At 65.1% G+C, this 22,869-nt stretch carries 23 protein-coding genes and 1 tRNA gene; 5 read left to right on the top strand and 19 right to left on the bottom strand.

Translation table 11 applies throughout. From position 1 onward, the window contains the following. Positions 1-54: 54 nt before the first annotated feature. A tRNA-Asn gene (locus tag CH278_RS02480) sits at positions 55-127 on the bottom strand. 182 nt (positions 128-309) lie between these two features. Between CH278_RS02480 and CH278_RS02475 the strand changes: the two genes are divergently transcribed. Beyond that, on the top strand, positions 310-555 hold the full coding sequence (locus CH278_RS02475) for a hypothetical protein (RefSeq protein WP_027497479.1): 246 nt from the start codon (positions 310-312) through the stop codon (positions 553-555). Here the strand turns inward: CH278_RS02475 and dnaG are convergent. From dnaG to CH278_RS02440, 7 genes are read right to left on the bottom strand one after another with little or no spacing between them, the layout of a single operon-like run. After that, the gene (gene dnaG, locus CH278_RS02470; protein WP_027497480.1) at positions 552-2,468 is read right to left on the bottom strand and encodes a DNA primase; all 1,917 of its coding nucleotides are present in this window, start codon (positions 2,466-2,468) and stop codon (positions 552-554) included. The two genes, CH278_RS02475 and dnaG, sit on opposite strands and share 4 nt — an antisense overlap. A 42-nt stretch (positions 2,469-2,510) precedes the next feature. Beyond that, complete coding sequence (locus CH278_RS02465) at positions 2,511-3,785, bottom strand: deoxyguanosinetriphosphate triphosphohydrolase (RefSeq protein ID WP_027497481.1); 1,275 nt, start codon at positions 3,783-3,785, stop codon at positions 2,511-2,513. After that, entirely contained in the window at positions 3,786-4,502 is a 717-nt protein-coding gene (locus tag CH278_RS02460; RefSeq protein WP_027497482.1) for a YdcF family protein, read from the bottom strand. Between the two features lie 55 nt (positions 4,503-4,557). Beyond that, positions 4,558-5,166 carry a response regulator transcription factor gene (locus CH278_RS02455; protein WP_094621107.1) on the bottom strand — a complete coding sequence of 203 codons (609 nt, stop codon included), beginning with the start codon at positions 5,164-5,166 and terminating at the stop codon, positions 4,558-4,560. Next, on the bottom strand, positions 5,163-6,272 hold the full coding sequence (locus CH278_RS02450) for a sensor histidine kinase (RefSeq protein WP_032382908.1): 1,110 nt from the start codon (positions 6,270-6,272) through the stop codon (positions 5,163-5,165). The genes CH278_RS02455 and CH278_RS02450 overlap by 4 nt, the downstream gene beginning before the upstream one ends. A 46-nt stretch (positions 6,273-6,318) precedes the next feature. Continuing rightward, positions 6,319-7,113 (bottom strand): ABC transporter permease, encoded by a 795-nt coding sequence (locus tag CH278_RS02445; protein WP_094621106.1) that lies wholly within the window; start codon positions 7,111-7,113, stop codon positions 6,319-6,321. Next, on the bottom strand, positions 7,110-8,024 hold the full coding sequence (locus tag CH278_RS02440) for an ABC transporter ATP-binding protein (protein ID WP_027497486.1): 915 nt from the start codon (positions 8,022-8,024) through the stop codon (positions 7,110-7,112). The genes CH278_RS02445 and CH278_RS02440 overlap by 4 nt, the downstream gene beginning before the upstream one ends. A gap of 122 nt (positions 8,025-8,146) precedes the next feature. Here CH278_RS02440 and CH278_RS28135 point away from each other — a divergent pair, with 122 nt between their 5' ends. Further along, entirely contained in the window at positions 8,147-10,177 is a 2,031-nt protein-coding gene (locus CH278_RS28135) for a TPM domain-containing protein (protein ID WP_306436684.1), read from the top strand. A 70-nt stretch (positions 10,178-10,247) separates the two neighbouring features. Here the strand turns inward: CH278_RS28135 and CH278_RS02430 are convergent, their stop codons facing one another. Then, positions 10,248-11,633 carry a glycine--tRNA ligase gene (locus CH278_RS02430; protein WP_027497488.1) on the bottom strand — a complete coding sequence of 462 codons (1,386 nt, stop codon included), beginning with the start codon at positions 11,631-11,633 and terminating at the stop codon, positions 10,248-10,250. 245 nt (positions 11,634-11,878) lie between these two features. Here CH278_RS02430 and CH278_RS02425 point away from each other — a divergent pair, with 245 nt between their 5' ends. Next, positions 11,879-12,289: an ArsR/SmtB family transcription factor gene (locus CH278_RS02425; protein ID WP_032368439.1), complete on the top strand. Its 411-nt coding sequence runs from the start codon at positions 11,879-11,881 to the stop codon at positions 12,287-12,289. Beyond that, complete coding sequence (locus tag CH278_RS02420; RefSeq protein WP_032368170.1) at positions 12,286-12,726, top strand: Fur family transcriptional regulator; 441 nt, start codon at positions 12,286-12,288, stop codon at positions 12,724-12,726. The genes CH278_RS02425 and CH278_RS02420 overlap by 4 nt, the downstream gene beginning before the upstream one ends. A gap of 7 nt (positions 12,727-12,733) precedes the next feature. Here the strand turns inward: CH278_RS02420 and CH278_RS02415 are convergent, their stop codons facing one another. The 4 genes from CH278_RS02415 to recO are packed head-to-tail and all read right to left on the bottom strand — an operon-like array spanning position 12,734 to position 15,780. Further along, positions 12,734-13,741 (bottom strand): iron-siderophore ABC transporter substrate-binding protein, encoded by a 1,008-nt coding sequence (locus CH278_RS02415; RefSeq protein ID WP_255182389.1) that lies wholly within the window; start codon positions 13,739-13,741, stop codon positions 12,734-12,736. A 33-nt stretch (positions 13,742-13,774) separates the two neighbouring features. Next, positions 13,775-14,179, bottom strand: a complete 405-nt coding sequence (locus CH278_RS02410; RefSeq protein WP_027497492.1) for a hypothetical protein — start codon at positions 14,177-14,179, stop codon at positions 13,775-13,777. Next, on the bottom strand, positions 14,172-14,981 hold the full coding sequence (locus CH278_RS02405; protein WP_027497493.1) for an isoprenyl transferase: 810 nt from the start codon (positions 14,979-14,981) through the stop codon (positions 14,172-14,174). Before CH278_RS02405 ends, CH278_RS02410 begins: the two co-directional genes overlap by 8 nt. Continuing rightward, on the bottom strand, positions 14,947-15,780 hold the full coding sequence (recO, locus tag CH278_RS02400) for a DNA repair protein RecO (protein WP_008715506.1): 834 nt from the start codon (positions 15,778-15,780) through the stop codon (positions 14,947-14,949). Before recO ends, CH278_RS02405 begins: the two co-directional genes overlap by 35 nt. 72 nt (positions 15,781-15,852) lie before the next feature. On the opposite strand from recO, the gene CH278_RS02395 reads away from it, so the two are divergent. After that, a complete protein-coding gene (locus CH278_RS02395; protein ID WP_032368172.1) occupies positions 15,853-17,274 on the top strand; it encodes an amidase in 1,422 nt (473 codons plus the stop codon). 18 nt (positions 17,275-17,292) lie between these two features. Here the strand turns inward: CH278_RS02395 and era are convergent, their stop codons facing one another. The 6 genes from era to CH278_RS02365 all read right to left on the bottom strand — a co-directional run bounded on the left by era (position 17,293) and on the right by CH278_RS02365 (position 22,866). After that, positions 17,293-18,207, bottom strand: a complete 915-nt coding sequence (gene era, locus CH278_RS02390) for a GTPase Era (RefSeq protein ID WP_027497495.1) — start codon at positions 18,205-18,207, stop codon at positions 17,293-17,295. Between the two features lie 16 nt (positions 18,208-18,223). Continuing rightward, positions 18,224-19,546: a hemolysin family protein gene (locus CH278_RS02385; RefSeq protein WP_027497496.1), complete on the bottom strand. Its 1,323-nt coding sequence runs from the start codon at positions 19,544-19,546 to the stop codon at positions 18,224-18,226. A gap of 40 nt (positions 19,547-19,586) precedes the next feature. Then, positions 19,587-20,129 (bottom strand): rRNA maturation RNase YbeY, encoded by a 543-nt coding sequence (ybeY, locus tag CH278_RS02380; protein WP_032368173.1) that lies wholly within the window; start codon positions 20,127-20,129, stop codon positions 19,587-19,589. Positions 20,130-20,182: 53 nt separating this feature from the next. Then, entirely contained in the window at positions 20,183-21,226 is a 1,044-nt protein-coding gene (locus CH278_RS02375; protein WP_027497498.1) for a PhoH family protein, read from the bottom strand. 114 nt (positions 21,227-21,340) lie between these two features. Next, positions 21,341-22,096, bottom strand: a complete 756-nt coding sequence (locus CH278_RS02370) for an alpha/beta hydrolase family protein (protein ID WP_032390961.1) — start codon at positions 22,094-22,096, stop codon at positions 21,341-21,343. After that, positions 22,093-22,866 (bottom strand): 16S rRNA (uracil(1498)-N(3))-methyltransferase, encoded by a 774-nt coding sequence (locus tag CH278_RS02365; RefSeq protein ID WP_032390960.1) that lies wholly within the window; start codon positions 22,864-22,866, stop codon positions 22,093-22,095. The genes CH278_RS02370 and CH278_RS02365 overlap by 4 nt, the downstream gene beginning before the upstream one ends. Between the last annotated feature and the right edge of the window lie 3 nt (positions 22,867-22,869).

Raw genomic sequence — 22,869 nt, 5'->3', positions numbered from 1 at the left:
GAGCGACCCCTGATAGCAAAAATCCCCGTCCGGACAAGCCGGACGGGGACTGCGCTCCCCCACCTGGACTCGAACCAGGAACCCTTCGATTAACAGTCGAATGCTCTGCCAATTGAGCTATGGGGGATTACCTCGCGGCGTCACACTCTCGTGCGAGCCGTTGGAAACAATAGCGCACACCCCCTTGTGAGTACCAAATCGGGCCCACGCAAGCACCGAAGGAGGGTCCGCCGAGTACCGAATCGCCCTGCTCGAGGTTCGTCGGGCAAGATGGAAGAACGGCCGCACGCTCTACGGAAGGACCCACTGATGATTCGTTTGGTACTGGCGGCTGGAGCTGCATATGTACTGGGAGCCAAGGCCGGACGGGGCCGCTACGAGCAGATTCGCAAGACGGCCAGCGCCGTCGCGTCGAGCCCGGCCACCAAGAAGGCCATCGAGGTCGGCCGTCAGAAGTTGTCCGACTCTCTGAACACGCAGCCGAGACTCGAGCCGATGAAGCCGGTCGACGACGAAGACCAGGTTTTCGTCCCGCGCGATCAGCTGCGGCGCTAACCGACCTCGGCGACGCTTCCCACGGCGAGTTCGAGCAGGCTGCGGCGGTACTGCTCGAGGGCGATGAGATCACCGAACAGGGCGTTGTAGTCGTCCGGCTTCTCCGCAGGCGACATGCGCTGCAGCTTGGACTTCAGTTCGGCGACCTGTTGGCCCACCCACACCTCTTGAAGCCGGGCGAGCACACCGGAGATGTAGCGCGTGAGAGCGTCGTCGGCCACGCGCATCGGGTCGACGGCCAACTCCGTCACCAACGACACCACCACGGCGTCCTTGGCCTGCTTGGCCACCGCGTCGACCCACTCCCCACCGCCCAGGCCCGCGGCAGTGCCGCCGGCCGCGGCCACGGCATCACGCACCGCGGCGTACGCCGGATGGTGAAAGCTCTCGGGCGGGAGCGAATCGAAGACGGTGCCGGCGACCGCGGGCATCTGCAGCACCGCTTTGAGTGCCTCTCGTTGCGGCCACAGCGTCGGATCGGTGGGGTTCGGACGCGGCGGCCCGGCCGGGGCTTCCGTCGGCGCTGCCTGACGCTTCTCGAAGGGCACGCGTTTACCGCTCGTGTCGCCTCGCGCACCCTTCTTCGCCTCGTCGCGCACGCGGGCGAGCACCATCGCAGTGTCGTCCCAGCCGGTCCACCCGGCGAGCTGTCTGGCGTACTCGTCCCGCAGTGAGGCGTCCTTGATTCGCGCGACCACCGGAACAGTGCGCTTGAGCGCTTCGACGCGCCCCTCGGGCGTGTCCAGATCATGCTCTCGTAGCAGCGATTTGACGACGAAGGCAAACATCGGGGTTCGCCGGGCCACGAGATCGCGAACCGCGTTGTCACCGGATTTCAGGCGCAGGTCGCACGGGTCCATTCCGTCGGGTGCGACGGCGACGAAGGTCTGCCCGGCGATCTTCTGATCCCCCTCGAACGCCTTCATGGCCGCGGCCTGGCCGGCGTCGTCACCGTCGAAGGTGTAGATCACCTCACCGCGAAAGTAGCTGTCGTCCATCATCAGTCGGCGCAGCATCGCGAGGTGGTCTTCGCCGAACGCGGTGCCACAGGACGCCACCGCGGTCTTGACGCCGGCCAGGTGCATTGCCATCACGTCGGTGTACCCCTCGACGATGACGGCCTGATGCGACTTCGCGATCTCCTTGCGCGCGAGATCCAGCCCGAACAACACCTGAGACTTCTTGTACAGCATCGTTTCCGGAGTGTTGATGTACTTCCCGGGCATCGTGTCGTCGTCGAACAGTTTGCGTGCGCCGAAGCCGATGACGTCGCCGCTCTGACTGCGAATCGGCCACACCAACCGACGCCGGAAACGGTCGATGGGTGTTCCGCGTTTGCCCGGGGTCGCCAGGCCGGCGTCGACTATCTCCTTGGCCTCGAAGCCCTTGCCCAGCAAGTGTTTGGTGAGGGTGTCCCAGCCGTCGGGTGCGTATCCACAGCCGTAGGCCAGCGCGGCGTGGCCGTCGAAGTTGCGTTCGGTCAGGTAGTCCCGTGCGGCCTGGGCATCGGGCCCGCTGAGCCGGCCGGCGTAGAACTCCTGAGCCGCCGCGTTCGCGGCGATCAGGCGCGCGCGGGTCCCTCGATCACGTTGGACCGATGGCCCTCCGCCCTCGTAGGAGATCGAGTAGTTCAGCCGATCGGCGAGTTGCTCGACGGCCTCGACGAACGAGATGTGCTCGATCTTCTGGAGGAAGGAGTAGGCATCACCACCTTCGCCGCAGCCGAAGCAGTGATAGTGGCCGTGATTGGGCCGAACATGGAACGACGGGGACTTCTCGTCGTGGAAGGGGCACAACCCCTTCATGGAGTCGCCGCCCGCGCGCTTGAGCGAGACGTAGTCGCCGACTATGTCTTCGATCCGTGTGCGTTCGCGAATGGCGGCAATGTCACGTTCAGGAATTCGGCCGGCCACGACTGGAGTCTAGCGTCGAACAAGACGCCCGACACCCGTCGATCAACCCCAGCTGGCCTGAGCCCCGAGCGACCGCTTGTCCACCAGTTCGAGTCGACTCTCGGTGTACGACGCGATCTGATCCACGACGACGCGAGTCCGTTCGGCGTCGCTGTTCGCGCGTTGCCACGCGGGCACCAGGATGGGATCGAGTTCGCCCGGCGCCGAGCGCATCAACCACTCGGCGACGCGATGGATCCGGTCACGTTGACGTTCCTGCCGAATCTTGTGCCCGGCGTCGGACATGACGTACCGCAGTGCCATCGTCTTGAGCAGAGCCACTTCGGACGCGACGATCGACGGCACCACGAGGTCGGCGTCGTATCGCGTCAACGCTGCCGTGCCGTACTTCTGGCGGGTTCCGTCGATGGCAGCCGTGGCGAATCGCCCGACCAGCTCGCTCGTCATGTGCTTGAGCGCCACGGATGCGGTGAGGGTGCCGTCGTATCTGCCGACCGCGACGACGACGTCCATCTTGGACAGCCGGCTCGCCGCCTCGATCAACTCGTCGACGTCGAGTCCGCGGAACTCCGAGACACCGAGTTCGGCCAGTGCCCGCTGCTCGATCGGATCGGATAGTGCACGCAGGTCGATTCTGGCGTCGATGACGCCGTCCTCGACGTCGTGCACCGAGTAGGCGACGTCGTCGGACCAATCCATGGTCTGCGCTTCGAGGCACTTGTGCTTGTCCGGTGCACCGTCGCGTACCCAGCCGAGAATGGCCGAGTCGTCGTCGTAGGCACCGAATTTCGCGCCCGGCGCGGGCCTGGTCCACGGATACTTCATCGCGGCGTCGAGGGCGGCGCGGGTGAGGTTGAGCCCCGCGCTGTTGCCGTCGGAGTCGAGGATCTTGGGCTCGAGGCCGGTCAGGATGCGCAGGTTCTGCGCGTTGCCCTCGAATCCGCCGCAGTCCTGGGCCACCTCGTCGAGGGCTCGCTCGCCGTTGTGTCCGTAGGGAGGATGACCGATGTCGTGTGCCAAGCCCGCCAAATCGACCAGATCGGGGTCGCTGCCGAGCCCCTCCGCGATGCTGCGCCCGATCTGCGCGACCTCGAGCGAATGCGTCAACCGGGTGCGCGGGGTGTCACCGTCGCGGGGCCCGGTCACCTGGGTCTTGTCCGCCAGACGACGCAGGGCAGCACAGTGCAAGACCCGCGCTCGATCTCGCGCGAACGCACTCCGATGCGAGGCGTTGTCCGCCCCGGATCGAAGCCCAGCGGTCTTGGGCGGTTCGGGAACGAATCGTTCGACGTCGTGCTCGGAGTATGTGCCGGTCATCTACTGGCCTGCCGTGTAGGAGAAATCAGCGGTGAAGTGCGTCAACTGGTACCACAGCAGCGCGCCTGTCTCCCTGGCTATTCCGTGCGCCTGCGACTCGCGGGTGTAGACGGCAGGCCCGGTGCGGGTGGGCGACGTCCACGCATCGAGATCGGCGTCGCGCGCCATGGTTCGGGTGCGCAGCGAGTGCCACGGATCGCTGACCAGCACCACCGATGTCTTGCCCTGATCTCGTAGCGTGGCACTGACGGCTTCGATGCTTTCGAGGGTGTCCGATCCGGTTTCGACGGCCACGATCGCGTCGGCAGGCACGCCCTGATCTATCAGGTAATTGCGACCCGACGCCGCCTCGGTGAACAGGTCACCTTCTTGCTTGCCGCCGACGGTGACGATCTCGGGAGCGATGCCCTGCTCGTACAACGACGCGGCCTGCGCCAAGCGTGCCTCGAACACCGTCGAGGGCGTACCGCTGTACTGCGCAGCACCGAGTACGACGATGGCGTCCGCCGCAGTATGGTCGTCGATTCGAGCCACCTGCCACACGCGCACAGCGGTGCCTGCCACCAGAACGAGGGCCATCAGTATCACTCCCGCGACCAACCGACCCGTCCAGCGTCCGAGCGTTCCGAAGAAGCCCAGCCGCTCGGGACCGGGGTCCGGGGCATACCGGTCGTCGTACGGGTCGCCGTACGAATCTCGGTCGAGAGTTGGATTCACCCCTCGAGTTTGCCAGGCCCGCGCATCTTCGGCGGTCACGGCGCGCCTCGGAAGGTCAGAGCCACCCGCGGTCCTCGGCGACTCGGACCGCTTCGGCCCGGGTGCTGGTGCCGGTTTTTCCGATCGCCGAAGAGAGATGGTTGCGCACTGTACCTTCCGACAGGTGCACCTGCGCCGCGATGGCACCGGCCGTTCCACCCTTCGACGCTGCGCGAAGAACTTCCTGCTCACGGGCGGTCAGCGGCGAGACGCCCTCGGTGAGCGTCTCGGTGGCGAGCGCGGGATCGACGACGCGCAGACCCATGTGGACCCGTCGCACGGCATCGGCCAACTGTTTGGCTGGAGTGTCCTTGACGACGAATCCGGAGGCTCCGGCATCGATCGCACGGCGTAGATATCCGGGCCGGCCGAACGTCGTGACGATCAGCACTCTCGACTCCGGTACCACCTCAGCCAGCTCGGCGGTGACGTCGATGCCGTTCTTGCCCGGCATTTCCACGTCGAGCAGCACGACGTCGGGTCGGTGTTCGAGAACCGCCGCCACCACTTCGTCGCCTCGTCCCACCTCGGCGACGATGTCGAGGTCGTGTTCGAGCCCCAACAATGCCGCGAGAGCACCACGCACCAGCGCTTGGTCGTCGGCCAGCAACAGCCTGATACTCATGGTGCCGAGACCTCCACCTTGAATCCGCCGGTCGGAACCCGGGCGACCGTCAGTGAACCACCGGCAGCGCTCACGCGTTCACCCAACCCGCGGAGCCCGTTTCCTCCACAGTGTTCCTCGGCCGGCCCGCATCCGTCGTCGACGATGGAAATGCTCGAGGGCGTCAGCATCACTCGGCAGTGGCGTGCGTGGGAGTGTCGCACCACGTTGGTCACCGCTTCGCGCAGGACCCAGCCGAACAATTCGCGGTGTCGCAGTGGAACGACGTCGGCATCCGCGGGCAGCTCGACGTCGATGGCGGCGGCCACCAGAGCTGTTCGTGCGCTTGCCAGTTCGGTGCCGATGTCGATTTGACGCATGCCGCCGACAGTGCTGCGCACATCGGCGAGTGCTTGCCTTGCAAGGGTTTCCACCTCGGCGATCTCGACAGCTGCTCGGGCAGCATCGATCTCGAGCAATCTGCCGGCCAGTTCACTCTTGACAGTGATGACAGTCAAGGAATGCCCGAGAATGTCGTGCACGTCTCGGCTCATCCGCTCACGTTCGGCGACGATGGCCAGATCCGCCAATTGCTGCCGCGCCACGGCCAATTCGTGGTTGCGCTGGAAGACCTGGGTGATACCCCACGCGGCGGCCGAGCTGATCAGCAACTGAAACGCGAAAAAGTTGTCGGGCTCCCAGGACGGGATGACCCGCGGTGCCACTTCGATGGCCACCACCATCACCGCGACCAACGTCCACGCCTGCCGAACCGGCAGCGTCATCATCGCCAGCACCGCGATGTAGATCGTTGCGCCGAATCCGGTGGTTCCGATCAGCGCGCTCATCGCCGCGGTCAGGGCCAGCATTGCCGCGAGCGCAATCCAGGCCTGCCGTACCGGCAGCGGGTGTCCGCGGCGGTGACCGTTGCGAAAGCGCCAGAAGGTGGCCGTGAACACGACTCCGAACCCGACGATCGCGGCAATACCGAGGACCCGTGCCGCCACAAATTCCAACGACAGAATTTCGTTCAACGGATAGATCAGGTATATCAGCCAGATGGCTCCGAACATCCAGCCGTACCGCCAAACCCTGCCCTCGGGGAGGTCGGCGGTGAACGTGGTCATGTCGCCCACGGTATCTCCGTGGGCGACAGGATCGGTGGTTTCCGCGTCAGGCACGCTTGGTGTCTTTCCGGAACAGCAGCGCCGCTCCTGCGATGAACACCACCGCCCACACCACCAGGTTGACCACTGCGACGGCGAGGATGCCTGCGTCGGCCGAGGTGAACGGAGCCCGGGCCACAGTCGCCAGACCGTACAGCGGGGTGAACTTCGCCAGCATCGGGAACCAGCCGCTGTCACCGAGCGGGACGAACAATCCGCCGGCCAGGGCGAGGAAGGCCAGTACCGGTCCGAGGATCTGCATGACGTTCTCCGAGGGCAGCAGGTACCCCATGAACAACCCGAATGCGGCGAACACCGCAGATCCGAGCCACGCGATCACTCCGCACGCGACCCACACCCAGATCGGCATGTCGGCTCCGAAGAATGCCGCGACGACGAACACCACGACGATCGCTGCAGCACCCATCGTCATGGCGACGAGCATCTTGGTGACGATGTAAGCGACAGGTTTGAGCGGAGTCAGTCGCAACTGCCTGCTCCAGCCCTGAGCGCGTTCGACGGAGACCATCGCTCCCCCACTCGTGGTGGCCAGCATCGCTCCGTAGACGGCCATGCTGATGGCGATGTAGCCCGTGACATTGCCGTGCGCGAAAGGGTAGTTGGTCCGGTAGTCCGACTGCGTACCGAAGATCACGAAGAACACCGGGGGCATGACCAACGTGAAGACCAACGTGCGCTTGTTCCGGAACAGTCGACGGATTTCGAGTCCGAGGAACGTGGGCGAAAATCCGCCGTACGCAACGGCTCTGGCAGCGGTGGGGCGGGGCGAGGTCGTGGTCATCGGATACTCCCGGCGAGTTCGGTGTCGGCATCGGTGGTCAGGGCGAGGAAGGCGTCCTCGAGGTTGCGCGAGACGATTTCGAGATCGGTCGCATGCGCATCGTTGAGCAGGTAGCGGGCAACGCAGTCGGAGTCGCGTCCGTGCACGATCACCCGGTCGCCGCGCGTCTCGACCCGGTCGACTCCGGGAAGAGCGAGCAACGTGGACCGGTCGACACCGGGCAGAGTGGCGGTGACCGTGCGTCCCGCCGCGAGGTTCTTGACCTCGGCGGCGCTGCCGTCGGCGACGATCTTGCCGTGCCGCACCAACACGATTCGGTCGGCGTAGGCATCGGCCTCGTCGAGGTAGTGCGTTGCGAACAGCACTGTTCGGCCGGTACTCGCGTCCTGGCGAATGGCGTTCCAGAAGTCACGACGACCCTCGACGTCCATGCCGGTGGTCGGCTCGTCCAGCACCAGCAGATCCGGGTCGGGCAACAGTGCAAGTGCGAATCGCAGTCGCTGTTGCTGGCCGCCGGAGCACTTGGCCACTCGCCTGTCGCCGATGTCGGCGATGCCGGCCCGAGTCAGCACTTCCTTCACCGACCGAGTTCGGGCGAACAGGGCCGCGGTCAGTTCGACGGTTTCGCGGACGGTCAGGTCGCGAAGAAGTCCGCCGGTCTGCATCACCGCCGAGATGCGCCCCTGGGCGATGGCGTCGGCCGGAGTTCCGCCGAACACCGATACCGTCCCGGTGGTGGGTGTGGCCAGGCCGAGCATCATGTCGATGGTCGTGGTCTTGCCGGCACCGTTCGGTCCGAGAAAAGCGACTACCTCGCCCGGCTCGATGGACAGGTCGATTCCGTCCACCGCACGGACCGATCCGTATGTCTTCGTGACGCCTCGCAGTTCGACTGCCTTCGTTGTGGTCATGACAGTTACTCTGCTGCGATCCGAGCCCGACCACCTCGACCGAGCGTCACGATTGCACGATGACAACTGTCATGGATCGACCTGCTCGTTTCGGACACCCTGGAGCCGGTAGATTTCAGCGCATGGCAGTCCAGCACCGGCGGCATTCCAGCGCCACAGTCCGTAGGTCGGTTCATCGATTCCGTCGCCTCGCCGCAACAGGTGCTCTGACCTTGTTCGCTGCGGTTCTCCTCGCCCCCGGCGTCGCCTCCGCCGAGGCACCCTCGCGCCTCGCCACCCAGATCACCGACAACGTGCAGGCACTCGATCCGGACTCGCTGGCCGAGGTACAGACGTCCATCGACGACCTGTACGGCGGCAGTCAGCTCAGGCTGTGGGTCACCTACGTTGCGGATTTCGACAACATGTCGGCGGCCGACTGGGCACGGCAGACGTACGAACGGAGCGATCTCGGTCAGCGAGACGTCCTGCTCGCAGTGGCGACCGTCGATCGGTCGTACTACCTCGGCGTCAACACCGGGCTCTCACAGATCACCACGGCGGAGCAGGACGACATTCGTGTCAACGACGTCGAACCTGCGCTGGGCGAAGAGGATTGGTCGGGAGCGGCCATAGCGGCGGCCGGCGCTCTCGGCGAGGCCTATGCGTCGAGCGGTGGAGGTGGGTCGTCGGCACCGCTGCTGATCGGTGTCGGGGTGTTGGCCGTCGCAGGCGGCGGAGCTGTTGTCTACTCCTCACGGCGCAAGAAGGCTCGAGTGGCCGCCGAGGTGGAAGCGGTGGCGAAGATCGACCCGAGCGACCCGGCAGCATTGGCCCAATTCCCGATCGACGTTCTCGACACCCGCGCCAAGGAAATTCTGATCGAGACCGACAACGCCGTGCGAGCCAGCGAGGAGGAATTGACCTTGGCCCGAGGCGAATTCGGCGATTCGGCAGCCGCTCCCTTCATCACCGCGTACGACAACGCAAAGAAAGCTCTGGCCTCTGCCTTCGAGATCCGTCAGCGGCTCGACGACGCCATTCCTGAAACCCCCGATCAGCGACGGGCGATGCTCGTCGAAATCATCTCCTCGTGCGGCCAGGCAGATCGCGAACTCGACTCTCGGGTCGAGGAATTCGACGGATTCCGCGACCTCGTCATGAACGCCGGTTCGCATCTCGACGAGCTCACCCAAGCCATCATCGGCTTGACGGTGCGCATTCCGCAGTCCGAAGCCGTACTCGCTCAACTGCATTCGGAATTCTCCGAGACCGCATTGAAATCGATTGCCGACAACGTCACGATGGCCAAGGATCGAGTTGCGCTGGCCGAGGAGAACATCGAAGCCGGCCGCAAGGCCGCAGCACTGCCGCCCGGTAAGCAGGGCCCGGCCGTCACAGCGATTCGGACCGCGGAACGAGCCGTCGATCAGGCGAAGTCGTTGCTCGACGGAGTCGACCACGCCCGCGACGACATACGGCACGCAATAGCCACCCTGCCCGACGCCATCGCGGACGTCCGCCGGGACATCGAGCAGGCTCGCGGACTGACCGAACACGGCGGTACCGAACTGCAGGCGGCGATGGCCGCGGCACAGACGGCATTGAAGAACGCCGAGACGGCACAGTCGAGCGATCCGCTCGGTAGTTACACCGCCCTTGCCGCAGCAGATTCCGAACTCGAGAAGATCGTCGACGAAGCGTCTGCGGAGAAGGCCGCCGAGGATCAGCTGCGGGCGCGTCTGGAACGCGATATTGCCGCTGCCCAGGCGCAGATCACTGCTGCAGCGGACTACATCTCGACCCGACGCGGCGGAGTGGGTGCCGATGCTCGAACGCGTTTGTCCGAAGCCGAACGGCATCTCGGTGCAGCTCGGCAGCTCGAACCGGAAAATCCCGACGAGGCTCTCAAGCACGCGCATGCCGCCAGTCAATTGGCTTCGCGCGCATCGCAGATCGCCCAATCCGATGTACAGAACTGGGAAAATCGGCACGGCCCACGCGGCGGTAGCAGCGGCGGCAACGTAGCAGGCGCCGTACTCGGCGGGATCCTGATCAACAGCGTGCTGCGCGGTGGCGGAGGCGGATTCGGCGGCGGCTTCGGTGGTGGCGGGGGCTTCGGCGGCGGTGGAGGCGGAGGCGGCGGCTTCGGCGGAGGCGGCGGCCGCTTCTGAATCCGACCGAGACATGCGACAGGGCCCGCTCTCTCATCGAGAGATCGGGCCCTGTCGATTGCCTACAGCTCTACGCGCCGATCAGTCGGGACGCGATGTAACCCTCGACCTGATCGAGAGCCACGCGCTCCTGTGCCATCGTGTCGCGCTCACGAATGGTGACGGCGTGGTCGTCGAGGGTGTCGAAGTCGACGGTGATGCAGAACGGGGTACCGATCTCGTCCTGACGACGGTAGCGACGGCCGATGGCTCCGGCATCGTCGAATTCCACGTTCCAGTACTGACGCAGTTGCTGCGCAAGATCTTTCGCCTTCGGAGTCAGGTCTGCGTTACGCGAGAGCGGGAGCACAGCGACCTTCACCGGGGCAAGACGACGATCGAGCTTGAGCACGACACGCTTGTCGACGCCGCCCTTGGCGTTGGGTGCCTCGTCCTCGGTGTACGCGTCGACGAGGAACGCCATCAGCGACCGAGTCAAGCCGGCGGCCGGCTCGATGACGTACGGGGTGTACCGGGTGTCGGTGGCCTGCTCGTAGTAGCTCAGGTCCTGGCCCGACGCCTTCGAATGCACCGTCAGGTCGTAATCGGTGCGGTTCGCGACGCCCTCGAGCTCACCCCAGGCGCTGCCCTGGAAGCCGAAGCGGTACTCGATGTCGACGGTGCGCTTGGAGTAGTGCGACAGCTTTTCCTTGGCGTGCTCGTACAGCCGCAGGTTCTCCGGATCGATGCCGAGATCGGTGTACCACTTCATGCGGTAGTCGATCCAGTACTGATGCCACTCGTCGTCCTCGCCGGGCTTGACGAAGAACTCCATCTCCATCTGCTCGAACTCGCGAGTGCGGAAGATGAAGTTTCCCGGCGTGATCTCGTTGCGGAAGCTCTTGCCGATCTGGCCGATGCCGAACGGCGGCTTCTTGCGTGAGGTCGTCAGCACGTTGGCGAAGTTGACGAAGATGCCCTGGGCGGTCTCGGGGCGAAGGTAATGCAGCCCCTCTTCGTTGTCGACCGGGCCGAGGAAGGTCTTGAGCAGGCCGGAGAATGCGCGCGGCTCGGTCCACGAACCGGGCTCACCGGTCTCCGGGTCGCGGATATCGGCGAGTCCGTTCTCGGGCGGGTGGCCGTGCTTCTCCTCGTAGGCCTCGATGAGGTGATCGGCACGGTAGCGCTTGTGGGTGTGCAGCGACTCGACGAGCGGATCGGAGAACGTCTCGACGTGGCCGGAGGCCTCCCACACCTGGCGCGGCAGAATCACCGACGAGTCGAGCCCGACGGTGTCGTCGCGGCTGGTGACCATGTTGCGCCACCACTGCTTCTTGATGTTCTCCTTGAGCTCGACGCCGAGCGGACCGTAGTCCCAGGCCGACTTCGTACCGCCGTAGATTTCGCCGCACGGGTAGACGAGACCTCTGCGCTTGGCGAGGTTGGCGACGGTTTCGACCTTGGACTTGGGTGCCACTGGCGGAGCTCTCCATCTTCGGTTACATCGTGTAAGAGGTGACGTGGGCGGTTTTCGCCCTGATCAGACTATCTGGCTCGGTCATCGATTCCGAACAGCGGTCGGGCACCGAAATTGACATGCGCACCTGTGCATATCACAATGAATATGATTTGCAATAACGATGACTGCACTAGCCTGAGTTCATGACGTCGACCGTGCAGGGAGATTTCGACAACCGACCGGTGACCGAAGGAGCCGCAGCCATGTCCACGGTGCACACCCACAGAACCGACTCGTCCATGGAGACGGCGGCGCATCTGCAGGATCCGGAACGCCCGGTGCACGACGACCCGTTCGCCGCCGCTCCCCCGGCGTTGCTTCCGCCGAAGGAGACTTTGGCCGCGGCCGGCGACATCCTGCGTGCACTGGCCGCACCGGTTCGGATTGCGATCGTCCTGCAGCTCCGAGAGTCCGAGCGCTGCGTTCACGAACTCGTCGTCGCCCTCGGTGTGACACAGCCGTTGATCAGCCAGCATCTGCGGGTTCTCAAGGCGGCCGGCGTGGTTCGCGGAGAACGTAACGGCCGCGAGGTCCTGTACCGACTGGTCGACGACCATCTCTCCCACATCGTCGTCGACGCCGTGGCTCACGCCGAGGAAGGCCGAAACCTGTGACCGAGAAGACGACCGATACCGCCACTCCGAGACGACCCGTCGTGGTCGGAGTGCGCGCCACCAAACAACGCAGTGCGATCTCGGATCTGCTGGACACCATCGAGGAGTTCAAGTCCGCGCAGGATCTGCACGACGAGCTGCGCAAGCGCGGTGAGGGGATCGGCCTGACAACCGTGTACCGCACACTGCAGACCCTTGCCGACGCAGGAACGGTCGACGTCCTGCGTACCGACAACGGCGAGTCGGTCTACCGGCGTTGCTCCTCGGGCCATCATCACCACCTGGTGTGCCGAGCATGCGGATTCACCGTCGAGGTCGAGGGTCCCACCGTCGAGAAGTGGTCGCAGAGTGTCGCCGAGTCCAACGGCTTCAGCGACGTGAGCCACACCATCGAGATATTCGGCACCTGCAGTCAGTGCAGCACGGCCGATCACTGAACAGCTCTCACCCCACCGCACCCGCCAGGCGAGGCACCACCGAATCGATGGCGAACGGAATGGACAGCACCGAGTTGTACGTGATCGCCCCACGCTGATCGGTGGACAACGGAACGATGGCGTCGTTGCGGGCGGCTGTCAGTGTTCCGAAGATTGGATTCTCCGCCACGACGTCGATGTCGTCGCCGGTGCCGAGATAGAGCACCACATCGGCGTCGAGCTTCGAGATGTTCTCAGCCGAGACCGGAACGAAGAAGTTGGTTCCGTTGTCCTCGGCCAGGATCGGGTCCGGAATCCCGAAGCCCAATGACGTGACGAACGTCCCCCGCGCGTCCCCCGGCAGATATGCGCCGAACTGACCGTCGTACGGAAGTACCACGGCGGCAGTCTTACCCGCGAACTCCGGATGTGCGGCTCGAACCTGTTCGAGTGCAGCCGTGGTCTGGGCGTTCAGCTCCTTGCCACGATCGGATTCGCCCATCGCGCGGGCGATGGTGTCGGTTGCCACCTCGCGATCGACGGCGTATGCCGCCGATCCGGCCGGTCGAGCGACGGTCGGGGCGATGTCACTGAGTTGCGCGTAGGTGGCCTCGTCGAAGCCGGCGTTCAGCCCGGTGATCAGATCCGGTTGCAGAGAAGCGATCAGCTCGAAGTTCGGTTCGGACTCCGAGCCCAGCAGCGTCAGTGGTGCGTCGCCCACCAACTCGTCGGTCCACGGACCGAGTCCGGTCTCGTAGAAGGTGTATCCGGTGTTTCCGACCGGGACGGTTCCGAGCGCGATGACGGCATCGGCGTCGGACACCCCGAGCGTGACTATGCGGGTGGGCTTCTCCGGAACGGTCGTGCTGCCGTAGATGTGGTCGATGACCACCGGGAAAACACCGTCTGCAGACTGGGCCGCGCTGTCGTCGGGTTCTGCTGTGGAGCAGGCAGTTGCGGACGCGCCGATGGCCATCACCGCCACCACTGCCGTCAGCATTCTGGACACTCGAACCGCCATTGCAACCGCCTTCACGTGAGTAAGTAAAGGCTTACCTTAGACGACCGTTCAGGGCAGCAAACCCTCGCGGGCCTTCTCGACCCCGGCGAGCACCAGAATCAACATCGTCAACATCGCTTCGTCGTCCAACCCGTTGGCCGGAAAGGTGTAGCGCAACAACACATCTGCGAGCTTGTCGTGGGTGTTGACCGAAATCGCGCCGAACTGCGAATCGGCGTTGCGGTCGGCTACCTTCTTGTGTAGTGCGGGCTTGAGCGGTCGATCCCACGCCAGCACCGCGGTGAGCGAAAGCACCTCGAGCTCCGGCGAGAGCTGCACCGCGCGTAGCGAGCACAGCGCACCTGCATAGTCGAACCCCAGAGAGCCTTCCTCCCCCACAGTGACAGTGGCGAACTGCGCTAGCGCCAACTGAGCCCGCGTCTGCAAGGTGAGGCCAGAAACATCGTCACTCATATTTCACTCCACCGAATCGTCGGTCCCGCGACGCGAATTCGATGCAGGCCTCCCACAGATCTCGACGATCGAAATCGGGGAACAGTTTCTTCTGGAACACGAACTCCGCGTAGGCCGACTGCCACAGCAGGAAGTTGGAGGTTCTCTGCTCCCCCGAGGGACGCAGGAACAGGTCGACGTCGGGCATGTCCGCCTCGTCGAGGTACTTCGCGACGGTCGCCTCGGTGATCTTTTCCGGGTTGATCTTTCCGGCGGCAACCTGACGCGCGATTTCCCTTGTGGCGTCGGCAATTTCGGCTCGCCCGCCGTAGTTGACACACATGGTCAGCGTCATCACCGTGTTGTGCTTCGTCAGCTCCTCGGCCACTTCGAGTTCTTTGATGACGCTGCCCCACAGTCGCGGTCGCCGACCTGCCCAGCGCACCCGCACACCCATCTCGTTCATCTCGTCTCGTCGACGCCGGATCACGTCGCGATTGAAACCCATCAAGAACTTGACCTCGTCGGGACTGCGCTTCCAGTTCTCCGTCGAGAAAGCGTACGCAGACAACCACTGCACACCGATTTCGATGCAGCCACAGACGGCATCCATCAGTACTGCTTCGCCCTGCTCGTGCCCTGCGGTTCGCGGCAATCCACGATCCTGAGCCCACCGGCCGTTACCGTCCATGACCAGAGCGACGTGACGAGGAATCAGCTCCGGCTGCAAGATCGGCGGCCGCGCACCCGAGGGGTGCGGGTCCGGCGGGCGAACCGCCGGCCGTTCGTCAGGCCGGTGTTGCGGCTCGCGTCGTCGAATCACGGTCCCCATCCTGCCCGACGGTGTCGGCGAACACGGAGTCAGGTTGGGCCAGCGGCACCTGGTGTGGATGCGAGCGCTCGATGAGCGGAAGTGTGCGGAGCTGGCGTTCGAGGTGCCACTGCAGATGAGCCGCCACCAGGCCACTGGCCTGCTTTCGGACCGCATCGGAGGTGGTGACGGTGTAGTCCCACTCCCCTCGTTCGAGGGCCACCATCAAATCCAGAACACCGGTCGATGGCGTCGCAGATCCCGGCGGTCGGCAATGCACGCACACAGCGCCACCCGCGGCGACGTGGAACGCACGATGCGGCCCCACCGCAGCGCATCGAGCGCAGTCCGTCAGTGCGGGAGCCCATCCGGCGAAACCCATCGCACGCAGCAGATACGCGTCGAGTACCAACTCGGGCGGCCGCACGTGCTGCGCAAGGGCACGCAGCGCGCCGACGGTCAGCTGATGCAGGCGCTGCGCGGGGGCGTGTTCTTCGCCGGCCAGACGCTCGGCGGTTTCGAGGACTGCGCAGCCGGTGGTGTACCGGCCGTAATCGGCAACGATGTCCCCGCCGAACGCGTCCACCGTGTGCACCTGAGTGACGATGTCGAGGTTGCGTCCGGGATAGAGCAGGACGTCGATGTGCGCAAACGGCTCCAGCCGTGCGCCGAACTTGGACTTGGTGCGGCGCACCCCCTTGGCCACCGCACGGACGATGCCGTTCTCCCTGGTCAGCAACGTGACGATGCGATCGGCCTCACCCAGCTTGTGCTGGCGCAGGACGACTGCGTTGTCACGGTATGGCCTCACGCTCTCCAGTGTCCCACGTGGGCGTCGACGAAGATCGTTCCCGCGCTGACGGTGAGTCGATACTGTGCACACGTGGATTTCCATCGGTCGACACTCGTTGCTCAGGCTGCCGAACTCGCGTCGAGACGCGTCACCTCGGTCGAGGTGGTCACCGCTGCACTGGATCGCATAGAACGCAGTCAACCCACCCTCAACGCGTTCCGGATCGTGCGACGCGATGCCGCCCTCACCGAAGCCGCCGAGGCCGATCGGCTGATTGCTGCGGGCTCGTCCGCTCCCCTGCTCGGCGTTCCGATCGCAGTCAAGGACGACGTCGACATCGTCGGCGAACCGACCGCATTCGGCTGCGCAGGCCGGTTTCCGCTGGCCACCGAGGACTCCGAGGTGGTCCGCCGACTGCGTGCTGCAGGGGCGATCATCGTGGGAAAGACCAACAGTCCCGAACTCGGGCAATGGCCGTTCACGGGCGGATCGTTCGGCCACACGAGGAATCCGTGGCACCGAGACCGGACTCCGGGCGGTTCCTCCGGTGGTAGCTCTGCCGCGGTAGCAGCCGAATTGGTTTCCGCCGCTTTGGGTTCCGACGGTGCCGGTTCGGTGCGCATCCCGGCGTCGTGGACCAACCTCGTCGGCATCAAGCCGCAGCGCGGCCGAATTTCCACCTGGCCCGATGCCGAGGCGTTCAACGGCATCACTGTCATCGGTCCGCTCGCCCGAACGGTGGCCGACGCAGCCCTGCTTCTCGACGTGGTCTCCGGTGGGCACGACGGCGATCTGCACCGGCCGACTCCGCTGACGGTCTCGGACGCCGTCGGCCGCGACCCCGGTTCCCTGCGCATCGCGTTGAGTCTGCGCAAGCCGTTCATTCCGACACCCGCGGCACTCGATCCCGAGATCACGGCTGCGGCGTACGAGATGGCTGCCGTGCTGCGGTTGCTCGGTCACCGCGTGGTCGTCGACGATCCTGCGTACGGAATGTTGTTGGGGCTCAACTTCCTACCGCGGTCGTTGGCCGGAGTCGCGGCCTGGCTCGACCGCCTGCCCGACCCGTCTCTGGCCGACCCCCGCACCCGAGCCAACGCCCGGAGCGGACGAGCCCTCGCCGGCGCACCACTGCGGGCGGCCCGCGCGGCGGAGCCACGGATAGCCCGCCGCATCGGCCAGTTCTTCGACGACTACGACATTGTGCTCGCCCCGACGACGGCCACGCCGCCTCCGCGGGTCGACGCCATCGACGGCATCTCCAACGCCGACACCGACCGCGTGATCACCGAACACTGCCCGTACACGTGGCCGTGGAACGTCCTCGGTTGGCCCAGCGTCAACGTCCCCGCGGGACTGACGAAAGCCGGTCTACCGATCGGTCTGCAGCTGATGGGCCACGAATCCACAGAGCCTCTGCTGGTCTCGGTGGCCGCTCAACTCGAGAACGTACTGCAGTGGCATCGCCGACGCCCCGAGCCGTGGTGGAACCGGGTGAGCGACACCTCGTAGCCTGCTCGTCAGGGCACGTCAGAAGCCGAGCTTGCCCATCTGCTTGGGGTCGGTCTGCCAGTCCTTGGCGATCTTGACGTGCAGATCCAGGTAGATGCGGGTACCGAGCAATTTCTCGATCTGCAGTCGCGACGCGGTGCCGACCTCTTTGAGTCGCGAACCGCCCTTGCCGATGATGATGGCCTTCTGGCTGGACCGTTCGACGTACAGGATCGCGTGCACATCGAGCATGTTGTCGTGGCCCTCGCGCGGCACGACCTCCTCGATGACCACTGCCAGCGAGTGCGGGAGCTCGTCGCGGACACCTTCGAGCGCTGCCTCGCGGATCAGCTCGGCCATGAGGATTTCCTCCGGCTCGTCCGTCAGTTCCCCGTCGGGATAGAAGGCGGGACCCGGCGGCAATTCGGAGGCCAGGAGGTCGACGAGCTTCTCGATCTGCTCACCGGATTCGGCCGATACCGGGATCACGTGCGAATTCTCGCCCAGCAACTTCGACAACGACATCAACTGCTGTACGACGCGTTCCTTCTTGACCTTGTCGATCTTGGTCACGATGCCGATCAGGGTGGTCTTCGGCGCGATGTGCCGCACTTGTTCGAGGATCCACCGGTCGCCCGGTCCGATCTTCTCGTCGGCGGGGATGCACAGTCCGATGACGTCGACCTCGGAGTAGGTGTCCTGCACCAGGTCGTTGAGGCGTTGTCCCAGAAGCGTTCTCGGTCGGTGGAGCCCCGGGGTGTCGACGAGGATCAGTTGCGCGTGGTCGCGGTGCACGATGCCGCGGATCGTGTGGCGCGTGGTTTGGGGTCGCGAGGACGTGATGGCGATCTTCGACCCCACCAGTGCATTGGTCAGGGTGGACTTGCCGGTGTTGGGCCGGCCTACGAAACAGACGAATCCGGATCGGAACTCTTCGGTGTGTTGCTCGGACATCGAGCACCTCCAGATTTCAGTGTTGGTGAGTGACGTCCGACGAGTCGTCGTCCTCGGTGGATTCTTCGTCGGGTTCGAGCTTTTCGACCAGCACGGTGGTGATGCGGACGCGGCCCTTCGGGTCGGCTCCGCCCTCGCCGCGCAGCAACAGCCCGTGAGTGGTTACTTCGGAACCGGGCAGCGGCACGCGGCCGAGCTCGTAGCCGAGGAGTCCGCCGACGGTATCGACCTCCTCGGATTCGATGTCGATACCGAAGATTTCACCCAGATCCTCGAGCGGTACCCGCGAGGACACCCGGAACCGTCCGTCTTCGAGTTGCTCGATGGGTGCTACCTCGTCCGAGTCGTATTCGTCGGCGATCTCCCCGACGATCTCCTCGATGACGTCCTCGATGGTCACCAGGCCCGCGATGCCGCCGTACTCGTCGACCAACAACGCCATATGGTTTCGGTCTCGCTGCATCTCGGCGAGAAGACTGTCGAGCGGCTTGGAGTCCGGCACGAACACCGCCGGACGCATCAGTTCGGAGACCTGTACGCCTCGCCCACCGTCGGTGGAGTAATACGTCTGCTGCACAAGGTCTTTGAGGTACACCACGCCGACGATATCGTCCACGTTCTCGCCGATCACCGGGATGCGAGAGTGCCCACTGCGCACGGCCAGCGACGTCGCCTGCCCCGCCGACTTGTCGGATTCGATCCACACCATTTCGGGCCGCGGCACCATGACCTCGCGGGCCGAGGTATCGCCCAGCTCGAACACCGATTGAATCATTCGGCGTTCGTCGTCGGCCACGACTCCGCGCTCGCGCGCCATGTCGACCAGCTCACGAAGCTCGATCTCGGATGCGAACGGGCCGTTGCGAAATCCCTTACCCGGGGTGATCGCGTTACCGATGAGAATGAGCAGCCTGCTGATCGGCCCGAGGAGCCAGCCGAGGGCGCGCAACGGCAACGCTGCGGCGAGCGCGATCGAGTACGCGTTCTGCCTACCCAGCGTTCTCGGACCGACGCCGATCACGACGTAACTGACCAATACCATTGCCACAGCGGTGATCACGAGCGCGGTGGTCGAGTCGATCAATTGGGTCAGGCCGCCTGCGAGCAGCACCGTGCCGCCGATTTCGCACAGAATACGAAGCAGCACCATGAGATTGACGTACCGCGGGCGGTCGGCAACCACGACGACGAGGCCGGTGGCACCCGGTCGCTCGTCCTTGACCATGTCTTCGATCCGCGCCCGCGAGACGGTGTTCAGGGCCGAATCGACTGCGGCGAACAAGCCGCCGAGAGGAACCAGCAGAACGGCGAAGACGATGAGTGCGGCAGCACTGCTCACGCGCTAGGACCCCGCACTCCCGCTGGTCCGAACACGCACATCATCGGTCGAGACCGTCGACGAAGCCGGCCTTGCCGAGCAGCCGAGCGTCTCGAACGGCCTGTTCGGCTGCCTGCTCCGCCCGCCTGGCGTCCTCGTACCATTCGGCCAGCAGACGGTTCTGCAGCTCGAACATTTCCTTCTCTTCGTCCGGCTCGGCGTGGTCGTACCCGAGCAGGTGCAGCACGCCGTGCACGGTGAGCAGCGCGAGCTCGTGTTCGAGCGAATGTCCTGCTGCCGCGGCCTGATCCGCCGCGAAGGACGGGCACAGCACGATGTCTCCGAGCATCGCCGGTCCGGGCTCGGGAGCATCGGGACGACCGCCCGGTTCGAGCTCGTCCATAGGAAACGACATCACGTCGGTGGGGCCGGGCAGATCCATCCAGCGCATGTGCAGATCTGCCATGGTTGCCGAATCCACCAGCACCATGGACAGTTCCGCAGCGGGGTGCACGTCCATGCCGGCGATCGCGAACCGTGCGACCGAGACCAGTTCGGGCTCGGAGATGTCCATCCCCGACTCGTTGGACACTTCGATACTCATCTAGCCACTACCCACGCTCTCGTTGCCTGCATTACCGTTTCCGTACGCCTGAATCATCTTCTCGCCGAACGCGGCCCACCGGCACGGCGTTGCGCGCGGTTCGCGATGACGCCTTCCGATGCGGACTCGAAGCGCTCGTAGGCGTCGACGATTTCCGAGACGAGCCGGTGACGCACCACGTCACTACTGGTCAGTTGCGCGAAATGGATGTCGTCCACATCGGTGAGAATCTCCGACGCCGCACGAAGGCCCGACCGGGCACCGCCGGGTAGGTCGACCTGCGTCACGTCTCCGGTGACGACGATCTTCGATCCGAAACCGAGACGCGTGAGGAACATCTTCATCTGTTCGGCCGTGGTGTTCTGCGCCTCGTCGAGAATGATGAACGCGTCGTTGAGCGTACGGCCACGCATGTAGGCGAGCGGCGCGACCTCGATGACTCCGGCCTGCATCAGCTTGGGGATGGCCTCGTCGTCCATCATGTCGTGCAAGGCGTCGTGCAGTGGACGCAGATACGGGTCGATCTTCTCGTGCAGGGTTCCGGGCAGAAAGCCCAGGCGCTCACCTGCCTCCACCGCAGGCCGCGTCAGGATGATGCGGCTGACCTGCTTGGTCTGCAATGCCTGCACTGCCTTGGCCATGGCCAGGTAGGTCTTGCCCGTGCCGGCAGGACCGATTCCGAACACGATCGTGTTGGCATCGATCGCGTCGACGTAGCGCTTCTGGTTCAAGGTCTTGGGCCGAATGGTCTTGCCTCGACGCGACAGAATGTCCAGGCTCAGCACCTCGGCGGGAGAATCCGACACCCCCTCGGTGAGCATGGCGATCGACCGGCGCACTGCGTCGGGAGTCAGTGGCTGAGCACGTTTGGCCAATGCCGCCAATTCGGTGATCACCCGCTCGGCCAACGCCACATCGGGCACCTTCCCGGTGAGCGTCACGGCGTTTCCTCGTACATGGATGTCGGCCGTCAGCATCTGCTCGAGCGCCCGGAGGTTCTCGTCGGACTGTCCCAGCAGCGGCATCACTGCTTCGGGGGCGAGCTCCAAGGTGGACCGAACGTCGCGCTCGGCGGGAAATTCGCTGTGTTCACTCACGTGGTGGCTATGGCCTGCTCTCTTGTTTCGACCGGTGACGCTGATGTTTTCGAACGCGTCCGTCAGGTCGCGCTCGGACCAAGTTTAACGCCGCAGGATCGATGCGCATTCCTATTACCCACGGCGCTCGCCCAGGACGGCCTCGAGCGAGAGCGCCCAGCACCGCGAATCCGGGTTCAGGAAGGCGAAGTGGTCCTCGCCCGGCACGATCGCCGGCTCCGCGTCGTCGCCCGCGGCTCGTGCGGCCTCGACGTACCTCGAGCTCTGCGAAGCCGGGACCTGAAGGTCATCGGATCCGTGCAGACAGATCGTCGGGATGCCGATGGGTAGTCGGGCCAGAGGTGAGGCCGACCGGTACAGCTCGGGCTCGTCTTCGTAGCGGGCCTGCAGCAGTGCCTCGACCGCCGGATTGGTACGTCCCGACGCCCCGCGCGGCTCCAGATCGAGGACACCCGCCTGCGAGACGATGCGCGACGGCCGGACCGTCGTGTCGGTTTCGCCGCCGAGCCACACTGCCAGGTGGCCGCCCGCCGAGTGCCCGATGACGCGGACATCGTCGACACCGACCGGGGCGTGGTGCTGTACCACCCCGGCCACGGCGTCGAGTGCGGCGCGCACGTCGGCTTGCATCTCCGGCCAGTGCCCGCCCGCACCGACGCGTCTGTACTCGATGTTCCAGGCCACCGCACCGGCTCCGGCGACAGCTCGGGCGAACTGGGTGCCCAGATTCGACGCGTACTGCCCACTCCAGAATCCACCGTGCACGATCACGACCACCGGTGTCGCGGGCGTGACCGGCGCGGACGGCAGATAGAGGTGACCGAACTGTTCCGGATGATCGCCGTACGCGATCTTGATGCGAACGCTCATGCGTTCGGGAAATCGGGCGGAAGTTGCGCCCACCGCGTCGTCAGAACGCCGAGAGCTCCCAACGCAACAGCTCCGGCCGTCGAGGTTCGCAGCACCGTCGGCCCCAGCACCACCGGGGTCGCGCCCGCCTCGGTCAGAGCCGCGATCTCTCTGTCGTCGAGGCCACCCTCGGGTCCGACGACGATCGCGACCTCGGGCACCGAATCGAACGGCAGGTCGCGAAATGCCGAGGTGGCCGCTTCGTGCAGCACGGCGACGATGCCGCCGCCCGCCACGATCCGGTTCACGAGGGCGTACACCGAGCGTGAATCGTGCAACTCGGAGACCTCGGGGATGTATGCGCGACGCGATTGCTTGGCCGCCTCGGCGGCGGTACTGCGCCAGCGCGCGACCCCCTTGGTCGCCTTGGGCCCTTCCCAGCGAGCGACGCATCGCGCCGACTGCCACGGCACCACGGCGTCGATCCCGGCCTCGGTGGCCAGCTCGATCGCCAGTTCGGAGCGGTCCGCCTTCGGCAACGCCTGAACCAGCGTCACCGTGGGCGTGGCTCGCGGCATGTCCGTGCGCGACTGCACCGTCAGTTCGAGTCGGTTCTTCTCGGCACCGACGACGACCGTATCGGCCAGACCGCCGGCACCGTCACTGAGCAGCAGCCGCTCGCCGACTCGGATCCGCCGCACGGTCGCGGCGTGATGACCTTCTTTGCCGTCGAGCACGGCGAGCTCTCCCACGGCCGGCAGCGGCGTGAGATAGAAGACCGTGGGGGCCATGAA

This window comes from Rhodococcus sp. 05-2254-5 (genome assembly GCF_002258575.1).
Taxonomy (GTDB): domain Bacteria; phylum Actinomycetota; class Actinomycetes; order Mycobacteriales; family Mycobacteriaceae; genus Rhodococcoides; species Rhodococcoides fascians.
This window is presented reverse-complemented; position numbering and strand designations above follow the sequence as displayed.